This is a genomic window from Maritimibacter fusiformis, assembly GCF_008086115.1.
GTDB classification, from domain to species: Bacteria; Pseudomonadota; Alphaproteobacteria; order Rhodobacterales; family Rhodobacteraceae; genus Muriiphilus; species Muriiphilus fusiformis.
The window spans coordinates 80507-96977 of sequence record NZ_VSIY01000001.1 but is presented as its reverse complement, the minus strand read 5'-3'; the positions used below and the strand labels follow the sequence as shown (position 1 = coordinate 96977).

The 16471-nt window shown below is 64.8% G+C and carries 20 protein-coding genes; all 20 read left to right on the top strand.

What is annotated here, in order from left to right:
- The first annotated feature begins 41 nt into the window (after positions 1-41).
- The 20 genes from FVF75_RS00500 (at position 42) to FVF75_RS00405 (ending at position 16461) form a co-directional block, all read left to right on the top strand.
- A complete protein-coding gene (locus FVF75_RS00500) occupies positions 42-407 on the top strand; it encodes an NADH-quinone oxidoreductase subunit A (RefSeq protein WP_148375784.1) in 366 nt (121 codons plus the stop codon).
- Positions 398-931, top strand: a complete 534-nt coding sequence (locus tag FVF75_RS00495; RefSeq protein ID WP_174770078.1) for a NuoB/complex I 20 kDa subunit family protein — start codon at positions 398-400, stop codon at positions 929-931. The genes FVF75_RS00500 and FVF75_RS00495 overlap by 10 nt, the downstream gene beginning before the upstream one ends.
- A gap of 4 nt (positions 932-935) precedes the next feature.
- On the top strand, positions 936-1544 hold the full coding sequence (locus FVF75_RS00490; protein WP_148375783.1) for an NADH-quinone oxidoreductase subunit C: 609 nt from the start codon (positions 936-938) through the stop codon (positions 1542-1544).
- Positions 1541-1813 carry a hypothetical protein gene (locus FVF75_RS00485; RefSeq protein ID WP_148375782.1) on the top strand — a complete coding sequence of 91 codons (273 nt, stop codon included), beginning with the start codon at positions 1541-1543 and terminating at the stop codon, positions 1811-1813. The genes FVF75_RS00490 and FVF75_RS00485 overlap by 4 nt, the downstream gene beginning before the upstream one ends.
- Positions 1813-3054, top strand: a complete 1242-nt coding sequence (locus tag FVF75_RS00480; RefSeq protein WP_148375781.1) for an NADH-quinone oxidoreductase subunit D — start codon at positions 1813-1815, stop codon at positions 3052-3054. The genes FVF75_RS00485 and FVF75_RS00480 overlap by 1 nt, the downstream gene beginning before the upstream one ends.
- The gene (locus FVF75_RS00475) at positions 3054-3419 is read left to right on the top strand and encodes a hypothetical protein (RefSeq protein WP_148375780.1); all 366 of its coding nucleotides are present in this window, start codon (positions 3054-3056) and stop codon (positions 3417-3419) included. The genes FVF75_RS00480 and FVF75_RS00475 overlap by 1 nt, the downstream gene beginning before the upstream one ends.
- Positions 3419-4555, top strand: coding sequence for an NADH-quinone oxidoreductase subunit NuoE (gene nuoE, locus FVF75_RS00470; RefSeq protein ID WP_148375779.1), 1137 nt, complete (start codon positions 3419-3421; stop codon positions 4553-4555). The genes FVF75_RS00475 and nuoE overlap by 1 nt, the downstream gene beginning before the upstream one ends.
- Positions 4556-4651: 96 nt before the next feature.
- A complete protein-coding gene (locus FVF75_RS00465; protein WP_148375778.1) occupies positions 4652-5317 on the top strand; it encodes an NADH-quinone oxidoreductase subunit E in 666 nt (221 codons plus the stop codon).
- 36 nt (positions 5318-5353) lie between these two features.
- Positions 5354-5581, top strand: a complete 228-nt coding sequence (locus tag FVF75_RS00460) for a DUF5337 domain-containing protein (protein ID WP_148375777.1) — start codon at positions 5354-5356, stop codon at positions 5579-5581.
- 6 nt (positions 5582-5587) lie between these two features.
- Positions 5588-6877: an NADH-quinone oxidoreductase subunit NuoF gene (gene nuoF / locus FVF75_RS00455; protein WP_148375776.1), complete on the top strand. Its 1290-nt coding sequence runs from the start codon at positions 5588-5590 to the stop codon at positions 6875-6877.
- Between the two features lie 6 nt (positions 6878-6883).
- Positions 6884-7363, top strand: a complete 480-nt coding sequence (locus FVF75_RS00450; protein WP_148375775.1) for a hypothetical protein — start codon at positions 6884-6886, stop codon at positions 7361-7363.
- 90 nt (positions 7364-7453) lie between these two features.
- Positions 7454-9475, top strand: coding sequence for an NADH-quinone oxidoreductase subunit NuoG (nuoG, locus tag FVF75_RS00445; protein ID WP_148375774.1), 2022 nt, complete (start codon positions 7454-7456; stop codon positions 9473-9475).
- Complete coding sequence (locus tag FVF75_RS00440) at positions 9472-9897, top strand: hypothetical protein (RefSeq protein ID WP_148375773.1); 426 nt, start codon at positions 9472-9474, stop codon at positions 9895-9897. Before nuoG ends, FVF75_RS00440 begins: the two co-directional genes overlap by 4 nt.
- Before the next feature lie 11 nt (positions 9898-9908).
- Complete coding sequence (gene nuoH / locus FVF75_RS00435; protein ID WP_148375772.1) at positions 9909-10946, top strand: NADH-quinone oxidoreductase subunit NuoH; 1038 nt, start codon at positions 9909-9911, stop codon at positions 10944-10946.
- Between the two features lies 1 nt (position 10947).
- Positions 10948-11442, top strand: a complete 495-nt coding sequence (nuoI, locus tag FVF75_RS00430) for an NADH-quinone oxidoreductase subunit NuoI (RefSeq protein WP_148375771.1) — start codon at positions 10948-10950, stop codon at positions 11440-11442.
- Complete coding sequence (locus FVF75_RS00425) at positions 11439-11852, top strand: carboxymuconolactone decarboxylase family protein (RefSeq protein WP_148375770.1); 414 nt, start codon at positions 11439-11441, stop codon at positions 11850-11852. The genes nuoI and FVF75_RS00425 overlap by 4 nt, the downstream gene beginning before the upstream one ends.
- Positions 11849-12463 carry an NADH-quinone oxidoreductase subunit J gene (locus FVF75_RS00420; protein WP_148375769.1) on the top strand — a complete coding sequence of 205 codons (615 nt, stop codon included), beginning with the start codon at positions 11849-11851 and terminating at the stop codon, positions 12461-12463. Before FVF75_RS00425 ends, FVF75_RS00420 begins: the two co-directional genes overlap by 4 nt.
- A gap of 82 nt (positions 12464-12545) precedes the next feature.
- Entirely contained in the window at positions 12546-12851 is a 306-nt protein-coding gene (nuoK, locus tag FVF75_RS00415; RefSeq protein ID WP_148375768.1) for an NADH-quinone oxidoreductase subunit NuoK, read from the top strand.
- Between the two features lie 5 nt (positions 12852-12856).
- The gene (nuoL, locus tag FVF75_RS00410; RefSeq protein WP_148375767.1) at positions 12857-14923 is read left to right on the top strand and encodes an NADH-quinone oxidoreductase subunit L; all 2067 of its coding nucleotides are present in this window, start codon (positions 12857-12859) and stop codon (positions 14921-14923) included.
- On the top strand, positions 14923-16461 hold the full coding sequence (locus tag FVF75_RS00405; protein WP_148375766.1) for an NADH-quinone oxidoreductase subunit M: 1539 nt from the start codon (positions 14923-14925) through the stop codon (positions 16459-16461). The genes nuoL and FVF75_RS00405 overlap by 1 nt, the downstream gene beginning before the upstream one ends.
- Positions 16462-16471: the final 10 nt, after the last annotated feature.

The window sequence follows — 16471 nt, the reverse complement described above, 5'->3', positions numbered from 1 at the left end:
AGCCAAACCGACGCGGGCGGACCCCGCCAAAGGAGAGCAACGTGGACGACCTTCTCAGGGAATATATGCCCATCGTCATTTTCCTGGCCGTGGCCGTGGCGCTGGGGCTCGTCTTTCTGATCGCCGCCGCCCTGATCGCGGTCAAGAACCCCGATCCGGAAAAGGTGTCGGCCTATGAATGCGGCTTCAATGCCTTCGACGACGCACGGATGAAATTCGACGTGCGCTACTACCTGGTCGCGATCCTGTTCATCATCTTCGACCTGGAAATCGCGTTCCTGTTTCCCTGGGCGGTGGCGTTCAAGGATCTCGGGCTGGTGGCGTTCTGGTCGATGATCGTGTTCCTGGCGGTTCTGACGATCGGGTTCGCCTATGAATGGAAGAAGGGGGCGCTGGAATGGGAGTGATGACCGGGGTGAACACCGCGGGCGGTGACCGTGAGCACGCCACCCGCCTGCTGGGCGAGCAACTGGCCGACAAGGGGTTTTTGCTGACCTCGACCGACGAGGTGATCAACTGGGCGCGCACCGGCTCGCTGATGTGGATGACCTTCGGGCTGGCCTGTTGTGCGGTCGAGATGATGCAGGCGTCGATGCCGCGCTACGACATCGAGCGTTATGGCACCGCGCCCCGCGCCAGCCCGCGCCAGTCCGACCTGATGATCGTGGCCGGCACGCTGACCAACAAGATGGCGCCGGCGCTGCGCAAGGTCTACGACCAGATGCCAGAGCCGCGTTACGTGATCTCGATGGGGTCCTGCGCCAACGGCGGCGGGTATTACCATTATTCCTATTCGGTGGTGCGCGGTTGTGACCGGGTGGTGCCGGTCGATGTCTATGTGCCCGGCTGCCCGCCCTCGGCCGAGGCGCTGGTCTATGGCCTGCTGCAACTGCAACGCAAAATCCGCCGCACCGGCACGATCGTGAGGTAGAGTGATGTCCGAGGCCCTGAACGAACTTGGCGCGCTGATCGAGGCCAGGCGCCCGGAACAGGTGGTCGGCTGGCAGGTCGCGTTCGGCGAGCTGACGGTCGAGATCCGCGCCGGCGCGCTGCCCGGCATCATCGAGTTTCTCAGGGCCGACCGGTCCTGCCAGTTCTCGACGCTGATCGACCTTACCGCGGTCGACTATCCCGAGCGCGAACAGCGCTTCGACGTGGTCTATCACCTGCTGTCGATGTATCAGAACCACCGCATCCGCATCAAATGCGCGGTCGACGAGGATGAGATGGTGCCATCGATCACCTCGATCCATCCCGGCGCCAACTGGTTCGAGCGCGAGGTGTTCGACATGTTCGGCATCGTGTTCTCGGGCCACCCGGATCTGCGCCGCATTCTGACCGACTACGGCTTTCGCGGCCATCCGCTGCGCAAGGACTTTCCGACCACCGGCTATACCGAAGTGCGCTACGACGAGGTCGAAAAGCGCGTGGTCTATGAGCCGGTGAGCCTGGTGCAGGAATACCGGCAGTTCGATTTCATGAGCCCGTGGGAAGGCGCGCAATACGTGCTTCCGGGCGATGAGAAGGGGGAGGCGCCGGAATGAGCGCGCTCTGGACCATATTCCTTGCACGGCTGTTCGACCCGATCGGGGCGTTGATCGCCCTGACCATCGGGTCGTTCGGCAAGTCGAAATGGATCATCCTGATCGGCGGTCTGGTGGCCGCCGCGATCACCGATTGGTTGCTGATCCGCATGGAACGGGTCGACGGATTCGCGATCGGTCCGTTCCTGGCCGGTCTCGCCGCGTTTTCGTTGTGGAGCGCGCTGGGGCACCTCGCGTTTCGCCGGATGATGGGAAAGGTATCGAAGTGATGGACGCCGACATTCGCAGCACCACGTTCGACGACGGATCGCGCGACGCCCTCACCGGCGAGCAGCGCATCCGCAATTTCAACATCAACTTCGGCCCCCAGCACCCCGCCGCGCACGGCGTGTTGCGCATGGTGCTGGAGCTTGACGGCGAACTGGTCGAGCGCGCCGATCCGCATATCGGCCTGTTGCATCGCGGCACCGAAAAGCTGATGGAAAGCCGCACCTACCTGCAGAACCTGCCTTATTTCGACCGGCTGGACTACGTGGCGCCGATGAACCAGGAACATGCCTGGTGCCTGGCCATCGAAAAGCTGACGGGCACCGAAGTGCCGCGCCGGGCCAGCCTGATCCGGGTGCTTTTCTCCGAGATCGGACGCATCCTCAGCCACCTTCTCAACGTGACCACCCAGGCGATGGACGTGGGCGCGCTGACGCCGCCGCTGTGGGGCTTCGAGGAACGCGAGAAGCTGATGATCTTCTACGAGCGGGCCTGCGGCGCGCGGCTGCACGCGAACTATTTCCGCCCCGGCGGTGTGCATCAGGATCTTCCGCCCGAGTTGCTCGACGATATCGAAGCCTGGGCGCATGCCTTTCCCAAGGTGATCGACGACATCCACACGCTGCTGACCGAAAACCGCGTGTTCAAGCAGCGCAACGCCGATATCGGCGTGGTCAGCGAACAGGACATCCTCGACTGGGGGTTCTCGGGCGTGATGGTGCGCGGCTCTGGCCTGGCCTGGGATCTGCGCCGCTCGCAGCCCTACGAATGCTATGACGAGTTCGATTTCGAGATCGCGGTGGGCAAGCACGGCGACTGCTACGACCGCTACCTGGTGCGCATGGCCGAGATGATCGAATCGGCCAAGATCATGTTGCAGGCCATCGACAAGCTGCGCGCCCCGGATGGGCAGGGCGACGTGCTGGCGCGCGGCAAGATCACGCCGCCCAAGCGCGGCGACATGAAGACCTCGATGGAAGCGCTGATTCACCACTTCAAACTCTATACCGAGGGCTTCCACGTCCCCGCCGGCGAAGTCTATGCCGCCGTCGAGGCGCCCAAGGGCGAATTCGGCGTGTTCCTCGTGGCCGATGGCACCAACAAGCCCTACCGCGCCAAGATCCGCGCGCCGGGGTTCCAGCACCTGCAGGCGATGGACCACATCGCCACCGGTCACCAACTGGCCGACGTGGCCGCGATCATCGGCTCGCTCGATGTCGTGTTCGGGGAGATCGACCGGTGATGAGCCTCTCCCTGCTGGCCATATACCTCTCGGCGGGCGGCGTCCTGGTGACCGGCTGGCTGGCCGCGATCTTCGTGGTCAACCCGGCCCGTGGCATGGTCCTGGTCAACCACCGGACCGAGGATCTGCCCAAGGTCATGGCCGATCGCTACGTCGCCTTCATGGCGCTGGCAGCGGGGGCCACCTGGTATGGCGACCTGGCCGTGATCGCCTATCTTTTCGCGGTCTTCGCCTTCATGGCGCTGGCCGACGCGGTGATCTATCTCCGCGTCAAGCAACCCTTTCTTCCGCATCTGATTGCCGGGATCGCGGCTGCCGGCGTGGCGCTGGTGGCCTTTCTCGCACAAACCAACGGAGCCGCCTGATGCTGCGCCGCCTGCACCATGAACAGCCCGAGAGCTTTGCTTTCACGCCCGCGAACCTCGCCTGGGCCGAGACCCAGATCACCAAGTATCCCGAGGGCCGCCAGGCCTCGGCGGTGATCGCGCTCTTGTGGCGCGCGCAGGAACAGGAGGGCTGGCTCAGCCGCCCGGCGATCGAATACGTCGCGGACATGCTGGGCATGGCCAGGATTCGTGCCCTCGAGGTCGCGACCTTCTATTTCATGTTCCAGCTCAAGCCGGTCGGCTCGGTCGCCAATTTCCAGATCTGCGGCACCCTGTCGTGCATGATCATGGGCGCCGAAGACCTGATCGCGGTCTGCAAGGAAAAGATCGCGCCCGAGCCGCACATGCTGTCGGCGGATGGCAAGTTCTCGTGGGAAGAGGTCGAATGCCTCGGGGCCTGCTCGAACGCCCCGATGGCGCAGATCGGCAAGGATTACTACGAAGATCTGACGGTCGAGAGTTTCTCAGACCTGATCGACCGGATGGCGGCGGGCGAGGTGCCGGTGCCGGGCCCGCAGAACGGCCGCTACGCCGCCGAGCCGCTGGACGGGCTGACCTCGCTGACCGAATACGACAGCGGACGCACGCAGTATAACGCCTCGGTGGCGCGCGCGGTCGAGTTGGGCGACACGCTCAAGCGGATCGACGGCACCGAGGTGCCGCTGACCGCGCCGTGGCTGGGCAAGGGGCGCACCGTCGAGGTGAAGGCCAGGAAGACGCCGGCCAGGAACGTGGCCGACGCCAATGCCAAGGCGGCCAAGACTACCGCGCAGGACAAGGGCCGCCCCGCCGTCACCTCCGAGGCGATGGCCGCGACCGAGGCGACCCCGGCCAAGCCGAAGACCATGTCGGGCCCGCGCGAGACCGGGGCCGACGACCTCAAGCAGATCAAGGGGGTCGGGCCGAAGCTCGAGTCGCTGCTCAACTCGATGGGCTTTTATCATTTCGACCAGGTGGCGAAATGGACCGAGGCCGAGGTGGCCTGGGTCGATGAGAATCTCGAAGGCTTCAAGGGCCGGGTCAGCCGCGATGGCTGGGTCGACCAGGCCAGAACCCTGTCCGAAGGCGGCGAGACCGCGTTCTCGAAGAAGGTGAAGAAAGGCGACGTCTACTAGGCGCCATGTTACCAGTGACGGGCGACCGGTGAAGACAGGGGAAAACCCCGGGGCATCGGGTTCGCGCACAACGTCCAACAGGAAAGGGGATCGAGAATGAGTGATACGGAGGGTGGCATGTTCACATGCCGGAACATCTGCTGGATCGCCGGAGGCCTTCTTGGGCTGGCCGCGTTCCTGTTGTTGCTCAAGTCGGGATGGTTCCTGGCGCTGCTGATCGGCGTCGTGCTGGCGGTGGCGCTGGCGCTGTTGCTGAACCGCCTGTTCTGCGCCGGTGTGCCGGCGGGCACCACCGGCGGCGCGACCGGCACGGGCGCTGCTGTGACCACGGGCGCGGCTGCGGCTGCGGCCTCGGCGGTGACCGCCAAGCCCGAGGTGATCGCCGACAAGGCCGAAGCGGCGGCAGCCGAGGCCGAGACCGTCGAGGACGTGCCGAGCGAGCCGGAAGAGCCCGCCGTGGCCGAACCGGCCGCCGCCCCCGCGACGCCCGACGAGGGCGACAAGCCCGCGCTGCTGGATGCCCCCGAGGGCGAGGCCGACGACCTCAAGCTGATCAAGGGCGTCGGGCCGAAGCTCGAGGAAAAACTGAACGCGCTGGGGGTCTGGCATTTCCGCCAGATCGCCGGGTGGAGTGCCGCCGAAGTGGCCTGGGTCGACGACCAGCTCAGCTTTCGCGGCCGCATCATGCGCGACGACTGGATCGGCCAGGCCAAGACCCTGGCGGACGGCGGCGAGACCGAGTTCTCGTCGCGCAACAAGTAAGGCGGCGCCGAGCAGGCGCCGGAGTGAAGGACGAAGATGGGCACCGACCCGGAGCATCAGGCGCTGGCGCGGCAAGGCAGACTTGCGGGTCTGGTCATTGCGGCCACCGGCGCGCTCTGGGTCGTGGCGACCTGGGCGGGGAGCCATTGGGATTGGCCCATGCGCACCCGCGCCCTGATTGATCTGGCGGCACTGGGCGGGTTCGTCTTTGCGCTGATCGTGACGTTTCGGATCTGGCGGGCACGCCGGAAGGATGAAGGATAGACGCGGATGCTGAAGGATCAGGACCGGATATTCACCAACCTCTATGGCATGCACGACCGGACCCTCGCGGGGGCAAGGGCGCGCGGCCATTGGGACGGAACCGCCGGGATCATCGAAAAAGGCCGCGACTGGATCGTGAGCCAGATGAAGGCCTCGGGCCTGCGCGGTCGCGGCGGTGCGGGCTTTCCGACCGGCCTCAAGTGGTCGTTCATGCCCAAGGAAAGCGACGGACGCCCGGCCTACCTGGTGGTCAACGCCGACGAATCCGAACCCGGCACCTGCAAGGACCGCGAGATCATGCGCCACGATCCGCACACGCTGATCGAGGGCTGCCTGATCGCCTCGTTCGCGATGGGCGCGCACACGGCGCATATCTACATCCGCGGTGAATACATCCGCGAACGCGAAGCACTTCAGGCCGCGATCGACGAGGCCTATGACGCCGGGCTGATCGGCCGCAACGCCTGCGGCACCGGGTTCGACTTCGACCTGCACATCACCCACGGCGCGGGCGCCTATATCTGCGGCGAGGAAACCGCGCTGCTGGAAAGCCTCGAGGGCAAGAAGGGCATGCCGCGGATGAAGCCGCCGTTCCCGGCGGGCGCGGGCCTCTATGGTTCGCCGACCACGGTCAACAACGTGGAAAGCATCGCGGTGGTCCCGACGATCCTGCGGCGCGGGCCGGAGTGGTTCGCGGGCTTTGGCCGGGCCAACAACTCGGGCACCAAGATTTTTGCCATCTCGGGCCATGTGAACAACCCCTGCGTGGTCGAGGAATCGATGTCGATCTCGTTCGAGGAGTTGATCGAAAAGCATTGCGGCGGCATTCGCGGCGGCTGGGACAACCTCAAGGCGGTGATCCCCGGCGGCTCGTCCGTGCCGGTGGTGCGCGGCGAGAACATGCGCGACGCGATCATGGATTTCGACTACCTGCGCGACGAGCTTGGCTCGGGCCTCGGCACCGCGGCGGTGATCGTGATGGATCAGTCGGTCGACATCATCAAGGCGATCTGGCGCCTGTCGAAGTTCTACAAGCACGAAAGCTGCGGCCAGTGCACACCGTGCCGCGAAGGCACCGGCTGGATGATGCGGGTGATGGAGCGCCTGGTGCGCGGCGAGGCCGAGGTCGAGGAAATCGACATGCTGTTCGATGTCTCCAAGCAGGTCGAGGGCCACACCATCTGCGCCCTTGGCGACGCGGCGGCCTGGCCGGTGCAGGGCCTGATCCGCAACTTCCGTGACGAGATCGAGGACCGGATCAAGGCCCAGAAAACGGGCCGGATGGCGGCGGAGTAACGGCGGATGATGCGGGCAGCCACAACAGCTCACCGGATGCCGGGCGCGCGGGGATACGCGTTGCCGGGCGGTGTCTGGGTGGTGTCGGCCTTGATGGCCGGCGCGTCCGTTGCCGGCAGCCTGGCCGATGACGGCTGGACCTCTGCCCTGACCAAGACTGTGCGCGACACGGACAGCGGCGCGCGCGCGGCTGTGTCATATTTCCCCGAGATCGTGACCGGCGGAGAAGAGCGTTTCATCGACGAGAACGGCGAAGAGGCGCGGCTGCACTGGGACGGGGTCAAGGGCGTGTTCGAGGTGGAATTCATCGAGGCGTCCGGCCTTGCCCCCGCCGACACGCTGCTGTTCGTGCGCGGCGCGATCACGGCGGTCTGCCCGTCGGTCGACGCCGATGCCCTGTCCGGTGTCCGGGTCGAGCATGCGGAGCCGGGCCTCTACCGGGTGGACGCGCAGTGCCCCGCGGTCGATGCGGAGTGGTGGCAATGATGTGCCGGATGTGGACCCTGCCGACCCCCGGAATTGGCTGCGACAATGCGGATACCGCCCGATGCGGCGGCAAAGTCGAGAAGGTTTGAAATGAGCGACCTGAAAAAAATCGTCATCGACGGTGAAGAGCTTGAGGTGGATGGCGCGATGACCATCCTGCAGGCTTGTGACATCGCGGGCATCGAGGTGCCGCGGTTCTGCTATCACGAGCGCCTGTCGATCGCCGGCAACTGCCGCATGTGCCTGGTCGAGGTCGTGGGCGGCCCGCCCAAGCCGACCGCTTCCTGCGCCATGCAGGTCAAGGATCTGCGCCCCGGGCCCGAGGGCGAGCCGCCGGTGGTGCGCACCAACAGCCCGATGGTCAAGAAGGCGCGCGAAGGGGTGATGGAGTTCCTGCTCATCAACCACCCGCTCGACTGCCCGATCTGCGACCAGGGCGGCGAATGCGACCTGCAGGACCAGGCGATTGCCTACGGCGTCGATTTCTCGCGCTTCCGCGAACCCAAGCGCGCATCCGAGGATCTGGACCTCGGCCCGCTGGTGGCCACCACGATGACGCGCTGCATTTCCTGCACCCGCTGCGTGCGCTTCACCACCGAGGTCGCCGGGATCTCGCAGATGGGCCAGACCGGACGTGGCGAGGACGCCGAGATCACCAGCTATCTGAACCAGACGCTGGGCTCGAACCTGCAGGGCAACATCATCGACCTGTGCCCGGTCGGGGCGCTGACATCCAAGCCCTATGCCTTCAACGCAAGGCCCTGGGAGCTGCGCAAGACCGAGACCATCGACGTGATGGACGCGCTCGGGTCGAACATCCGGGTCGATGCCAAGGGCCGCGAAGTGATGCGCATCCTGCCGCGCAACCATGACGGCGTGAACGAGGAATGGATTTCCGACAAGACGCGCTTTGTCTGGGACGGGCTGCGCCGCCAGCGGCTCGACCGGCCCTATGTGCGCAAGGACGGCAAGCTGACCCCGGTCGACTGGCCCGAGGCTCTGGCCGCCACCGCCGCCGCGATGAAGGGGGCGACCAAACTGGCCGGTCTCGTGGGCGACCTTGCCCCGACCGAGGCCGCGTTCAGCCTGAAACAGGTGATCGAGGGGCTGGGCGGCAATGTCGAGTGCCGCACCGACGGGGCCAGGTTGCCGGCGGGCAACCGTTCGGGCTATGTCGGCACCGCGACCATCGAAGATCTTGAACACGCAATGATGATCCAACTGATCGGCACCAATCCGCGTGACGAATCCCCGGTTCTGAACGCGCGCATCCGCAAGGCGTGGCTGCGTGGCGCCGAGATCGGGCTGGTCGGGGAACAGGTCGATCTGACCTATGATTATTCCTATGTGGGCGGCGACCGGGCGGCGCTGATGGGGCTGCTGGATCGTGACTTCACCAAGGTGCTCGACGTGCCTTCGGTGGTGGTGATCGGTCAGGGCGCGATCAACGAGGCCGATGGCGAGGCGGTGCTGGCCGCCGCGATGCAACTGGCCGAGGCCACGGGGTCGAAATTCATGGTGCTGCACACGGCGGCGGGCCGGGTCGGCGCGATGGACGTGGGCGCCACCTGCGAGGGGGGCATGGCGGCCGCCACCGACGGCGCCGACGTGATCTTCAACATGGGGGCCGACGAGATCGACATCGACGCCGGGCCCACCGTGATCTACATGGGTTCGCACGGCGACCGCGGCGCGCACCGGGCCGACATCATCCTGCCGGGCGCGGCCTATACCGAGGAATCGGGGCTGTTCGTCAACACCGAGGGGCGGCCGCAACTGGCGCTTCGGGCGAACTTCCCGCCGGGCCAGGCCAAGGAAAACTGGGCGATCCTGCGCGCGCTCTCCGCCGAGCTTGGCGCGACCCTGCCCTGGGACAGCCTGATCGCGCTGCGCGGCGCATTGGTTCAGGCCGTGCCGCATCTGGCCGAAGTCGACCGGGTGCCGGAAAACGACTGGCAGCCGTTGCCGGCCAAGACCCCGGGCAAGGCCACGTTCCGCAACCCGATCAAGGACTTCTACCTGACCAACCCGATCGCGCGGGCCTCGACCGTGATGGCCGACGCCTCGGCGCTGGCGAAAGCCCAGGCGCGCGGAGAGATGGCGGCGGAATGACCCTTGGCACCCGCCATATCCTGTCGCGCGCGACATTCGGGGCGGTTGCCCTGCTCGGGCTGGCGGCCTGCGAGCCGGAGGCCGATCCGGCGACGCGGGCCGATGCGCCGTTCAATCCCGAATACCTCGGGATCGAGACCGCGCTGCTGGACGGCGACCTGGTGTCGTTCCGGGTGAAGATGAAGGGTGCGCGCGACAACGAGGACGTGGCGAAATACGGCGAATGCGCCGCGGCGCAATACGCGCTGATCCGGGGCTACGGATTTGCCCGCCACGTGCGGACCAATGTGGACATGAGAGGCGGCATGTGGGAAGGCGACGCGGTATTCGTCATCTCCGACGCGCTGCCAGAGGGGCTGCGGACGATTGACGCGGAAGTCACCGTCGCGGCCTGCGAAGAAAACCGAATCCCGACGATCTGAGGCATGACCAGATGATTGAGTTCTTTACGACAACGAATTTGGGGATCGCGCTGGTGACCCTCGGGCTGGTGCTGCTGATCGTCGTGCCGCTTCTGGTGGCGTTGGCGTTCCTTCTGTGGTTCGACCGCAAGGTCTGGGCGGCGGTGCAGCTGCGCCGGGGTCCGAACGTGGTCGGTGCCTTCGGTCTGCTGCAGAGCTTCGCCGACTTCTTCAAGTTCGTGTTCAAGGAAATCGTAGTGCCGGCGGGGGCGGACAAGTTCGTCTTTTTCCTCGCCCCGATGCTGAGCCTGGTGCTGGCCCTGGTCGCCTGGGCGGTGATCCCGTTCAACGATGGCTGGGTTCTGGCCGATATCAACGTGGCGATCCTCTTCGTCTTCGCGGTGTCCTCGCTCGAGGTCTACGGCGTGATCATGGGCGGCTGGGCGTCGAACTCGAAATACCCGTTCATGGGCGCGCTGCGTTCGGCGGCGCAGATGATCTCCTACGAGGTGTCGATCGGGCTGATCATCATCGGCGTGATCATCTCGACCGGCTCGCTCAACTTCGGCGACATCGTCAACGCACAGGCCGGCGCGGGGCTTCTGAGCTGGTATTGGCTGCCGCATTTCCCGATGGTGTTCCTGTTCCTGATCTCGGCGCTGGCCGAGACCAACCGCCCGCCATTCGACCTGCCGGAGGCGGAATCGGAACTGGTGGCGGGCTTCATGGTCGAGTATTCCTCGACCCCCTACCTGCTGTTCATGATCGGCGAATACGTTGCCATCGTGCTGATGTGCACGCTGATCTCGATCCTGTTCTTCGGCGGCTGGCTGTCGCCCATCCCGGGCTTGCCGGACGGCATCCTGTGGCTGCTCGCCAAGATCTTCTTCTTCTTCTTCATCTTCGCGATGGTGAAGGCGATCACGCCGCGTTACCGCTACGACCAGTTGATGCGGATCGGTTGGAAAGTGTTCCTGCCGCTCAGCCTGGCCTGGGTGGTGATCGTGGCATTCCTGGCAAAATACGAGGTTCTGGGGGGCTTCTGGGCCCGCTGGACCATTGGAGGCTGACATGGCGACGACTGATTATCGGCGCGCGGCGTGGTATTTCCTGCTGGGTGACTGGATCCTGGGGTTCAAGGTCGGGCTGAAATACTTCTTCAAGCCCAAGGCCACGCTGAACTACCCGCATGAAAAAGGCCCGCTGAGCCCGCGTTTTCGCGGCGAACACGCGCTGCGCCGCTATCCCAACGGCGAGGAACGCTGCATCGCCTGCAAGCTGTGCGAGGCGATCTGCCCGGCCCAGGCGATCACCATCGATGCGGAACCCCGCGAGGACGGCAGCCGCCGCACCACGCGCTATGACATCGACATGACCAAGTGCATCTACTGCGGCTTCTGCGAAGAGGCCTGCCCGGTCGATGCCATCGTCGAGGGGCCGAATTTCGAATACTCGACCGAGACCCGCGAAGAGCTGTTCTACGACAAGGACAAGCTGCTGGCGAACGGCGAACGCTGGGAGGCCGAAATCGCCCGCAACCTCGAACTGGATGCGCCCTACCGATGAACGATTTCGCCAAGACATACAGCGCGATGATGGAGCAGGGGGCCGCGATGCTGCGCGCGTTCAACCCGGCGCTCGAGACCTTCAAGCCGCAGGGCATGGAGGCGATGTTTCCGACCATGCCGCGCGACTGGATGGAGGCGATGTTCGGCAATGCCTTCAACCCCGACGGGCTGGACGCCAAGACCCGTCTGATGATCACGCTGGCCGGCCTGGTCGCGCAAGGTTCGATGGCCGAGCCGCAGATCAAGGTGACAGTGCGCCACCTGGTCGAGGCGGGCGCCAGCCAGAAGGAGATCGCCGAGGTGATCTATCAGATGTCGATGCTGGGCGGGTTGCCGGCGATGAACCGTGCGCTCGAACTGGCCCAGGGCGTCTTTGCCGAGACTGACAAAGAGGAGGGAGGCGCATGAGCGTTGCCGATTTCGCCTTTTACGTTTTCGCGCTGACCACGGTCGCGGGCGGGATGTTCACCGTTCTCAGCCGCAACCCGGTGCATTCGGTCCTGTGGCTGATCACCGCTTTCGTCGGCTCGGCGGGGCTGTTCGTGCTGCTCGGCGCCGAGTTCCTCGCCATGCTGATGATGATCGTCTACGTCGGCGCGGTGGCGGTGCTGTTCCTGTTCGTGGTGATGATGCTCGACGTCGATTTCGCGGCGTTGCGCGCCGGCATGGCCAAGCAGATCCCGATCGCGATGCTGATCGGCGTGGTCCTGCTGATCGAGCTTGGCATGATCTTCGGCACCTGGCAGTTCTCCGACGGGGCCGAGGCGGCGCGTGCCTCGTTGACCCCGGCGATGGACGAGATCCACAACACCGCGGCGCTCGGGCTGGTGATCTACGACGACTACCTGATCCTGTTCCAACTGGCCGGGCTGATCCTGCTGGTGGCGATGATCGGGGCCATCCTGCTGACCCTGCGCCACCGCACCAACGTCAAGCGTCAGGACGTGCTGTCACAGATGTATCGCGACCCGGCCAAGTCGCTGGAGATGATCGACGTGAAACCGGGGCAGGGGCTTTAAGACCCGCCTCGCGTGACGACAACAGGCCCGGATTGCCGGGCCGGGACGACAAGGAAACGGGCCAAGGGCCCAGAGGGACACTATGGTTGGACTTGAACATTACCTGGCGGTCGCCGCGGCGTTGTTCGTCATCGGCATCTTCGGGCTTTTCCTGAACCGCAAGAACGTCATCATCCTGCTCATGTCGATCGAGTTGATGCTGCTGGCGGTCAATATCAACCTGGTGGCCTTCTCCTCCTATCTTGGCGATCTGGTCGGGCAGGTCTTTACCCTCTTCGTGCTGACGGTCGCCGCCGCCGAAGCGGCGATCGGCCTGGCGATCCTGGTGAGCTTCTTCCGCAACCGCGGCACCATCGCGGTGGAAGATGTCAACGTGATGAAAGGCTGACCCAGATGACGAGCATCATTCTCTTTGCCCCGCTTCTGGGTGCCATCATCGCGGGCTTTGGCCACCGGGTGATCGGCGACAAGGGCGCGCAATACCTGACCACGGGGCTCTTGTTCCTCGCGGCCTTCCTGAGCTGGATCGTGTTCCTGACCCTGCCCGAGGGCACGCAGCACATCCAGATCATGCGCTGGATCGACAGCGGCAGTTTCTCGGTCGACTGGGGCATCCGGCTGGACCGGCTGACCGCGATCATGCTGGTCGTCGTGACCACGGTGTCGAGCCTCGTGCACCTCTATTCCATCGGCTACATGGCGGACGATCCGCAGTTCGAGGGCGAAAGCTATCGCCCGCGTTTCTTTGCCTATCTCAGCCTCTTTACCTTCGCGATGCTGGCGCTGGTGACGGCGGACAACCTGATCCAGATGTTCTTCGGCTGGGAGGGCGTCGGCCTCGCCTCGTATCTGCTGATCGGGTTCTACTATAAGAAGCCCTCTGCCAACGCCGCCGCGATCAAGGCTTTCGTGGTCAACCGGGTCGGCGACTTCGGCTTTGCGCTGGGGATCTTCGGGCTGTTCCTGTTGACCGACTCGATCCGGTTCGACGACATCTTCGCCGCCGCGCCGGCGCTGGCCGAGACCGACCTCCATTTCCTCTGGCGCGACTGGAACGCCGCCAACCTGCTGGCGTTCCTCTTGTTCGTCGGCGCGATGGGCAAGTCGGCGCAACTGTTCCTGCACACCTGGCTTCCCGACGCGATGGAAGGCCCGACCCCGGTGTCGGCGCTGATCCACGCCGCGACGATGGTGACGGCGGGTGTCTTCCTGGTCAGCCGGATGTCGCCCCTGATGGAATACGCGCCCTGGACGCTGGGCTTCATCGTGCTGATCGGTTCGGCCACGGCATTCGTCGCGGCGACCATCGGGCTTGTCCAGAACGACATCAAGCGGGTGATCGCCTATTCCACCATGTCGCAGCTTGGCTACATGTTCGTGGCCGCCGGTGTCGGCGTCTATTCGGTGGCGATGTTCCACCTGCTGACGCATGCCTTCTTCAAGGCGATGCTGTTTCTTGGCGCCGGTTCGATCATCCACGGGATGCACCACGAACAGGACATGCGCAATTACGGCGGGCTGCGTCAGAAGTTCCCCTATACCTTCTGGGCGATGCTGATCGGCACGCTGGCGATCACAGGGGTCGGCATTCCGCTGACCACCATCGGCTTTGCCGGTTTCCTGTCCAAGGACGCGATCATCGAGAGCGCATGGGCCGGCACCCAGGGCGGCTATGCCTTCTGGCTTCTGGTCATCGCGGCGATGTTCACCAGTTTCTACAGCTGGCGGCTGATGTTCATGACCTTCTGGGGCAAGCCGCGCGGCGACAAGCACACGCACGAGCATGCGCATGAAAGCCCGGCTGTCATGACCATTCCGCTGGGCGTGCTGGCGCTTGGCGCGGTGTTCTCGGGGATGATCTGGTATGGCTCGTTCTTCGGCGACCACGACAAGGTCAACGCGTTCTTCGGGATCGAGGCGCATGCGGAGGCCGCCGAGGGCGCTGCCGCCCCCGCCGAGGGCGCAACCGATGACGCCGCCGCGGCCGATCTGCACGGTGGCACCGCCCCGGTCGGCGCGATCTTCATGGGCCCGGACAACCACGTGATCGACGAGGCCCACCACGCCCCCACCTGGGTCAAGGTCTCGCCCTTCGTGGCGATGCTGACCGGCCTTTTGGTGGCCTGGTGGTTCTACATCGTGAACCCCGCCATGCCGCGCCGACTGGCCGAGGCACAGCCGCATCTCTACCGCTTCCTGCTCAACAAGTGGTATTTCGACGAGATCTACGACGTCGTCTTCGTGCGGCCCGCCAGGGCGCTTGGCCGTTTCCTGTGGAAGCGCGGTGACGGCTCGGTCATCGACGGGCTGATCAACTGGCTGGCGATGGGCGCGGTGCCCTACTTCACCAAGCTCGCCGGACGCTGGCAGTCGGGCTACCTGTTCACCTACGCCTTTGCGATGGTCCTCGGCATCGTCGTGTTTGTCACAATTATCGCTATGTCCGGAGGGGCGCACTGATGGACAACCTGCTTTCGATCATCACCTTCGTGCCCCTGGTCGCGGCGGTGATCCTGGCGCTCTTTCTGCGCGGTGACGACCCTGCGGCGCAGCGCAACGCCAAATGGGTGGCGCTGGCGGCGACCTCGGCGACCTTCCTGATCTCGCTGGCGGTTCTGATCCGCTTCGACCCGGCCGACACCGGCTTTCAGATGGTCGAGGAATATTCCTGGATCATGGGCTTTACCTACAAGCTGGGCGTCGACGGCATCTCGGTGCTGTTTCTGATGCTGACCACCTTCCTGATGCCGATCACCATCGCCGCCTGCTGGGGCGTGACCACGCGGGTCAAGGAATACATGATCGCCTTCCTCCTGCTCGAGACGCTGATGATCGGCGTGTTCGTGGCGCTGGACCTGGTGCTGTTCTACCTGTTCTTCGAGGGCGGTCTGATCCCGATGTTCCTGATCATCGGCATCTGGGGCGGCAAGGACCGGATCTATGCCGCGTTCAAGTTCTTCCTCTACACCTTCCTCGGCTCGGTGCTGATGCTGGTGGCGATGATCTACATGTTCACCCAGGCCGGCACGACCGACATTCCGACCCTGATGAACCACAGCTTCGGCTCCGACACTTTCAGCCTGCTTGGTATCCAGATCGTCGGCGGGGCGCAGACGCTCCTGTTCCTGGCGTTTTTTGCGAGTTTTGCGGTCAAGCTGCCGATGTGGCCGGTGCACACCTGGTTGCCGGATGCCCACGTGCAGGCGCCGACGGCAGGTTCGGTGGTGCTGGCGGCGATCCTTCTGAAGATGGGCGGCTACGGTTTCCTGCGCTTCAGCCTGCCGATGTTCCCGGTGGGCGCGGACGTGATGGCGACCTTCATGCTGTGGCTGGCGGCGATCGCGATCGTCTACACCTCGCTGGTGGCGTTGGTGCAGGAGGACATGAAAAAGCTGATCGCCTATTCGTCGGTGGCGCACATGGGCTATGTCACGGCGGGCATCTTCGCGGCGAACCAGCAGGGTCTGGACGGCGCGATCTTCCAGATGCTCAGCCACGGTTTCGTCTCTGCCGCGCTGTTTTTGATCGTCGGCGTGATCTATGACCGGATGCACACCCGCGATATCTCGGCCTATGGCGGCCTGGTGAACCGGATGCCGGCCTATGCGCTGGTGTTCATGTTCTTCACCATGGCCAACGTCGGCCTGCCCGGCACCTCGGGCTTTGTCGGCGAGTTCCTGACCCTCGTGGGCCTGTTCCACGCCAACACCTGGGTCGCGCTTTTTGCCACCTCGGGGATGATCCTGTCGGCGGCTTACGCGCTCTGGCTCTATCGCCGGGTGGTGCTGGGGGACCTGATCAAGGAAAGCCTCAAGGCCATCACCGACCTGTCCGGCCGTGAAAAGGCGATCTTCGCGCCCCTGGTGGCCATGACCCTGATCCTCGGCGTCTATCCGAGCCTGGTGACCGATATCATCGGGCCTTCGGTCAGCGCGCTTCTCGACCAATATCACGCCGCCATTCCCGCAGCCGCGGAAATGGCCCAGACCTCGCATTAAGGGGTGAGAC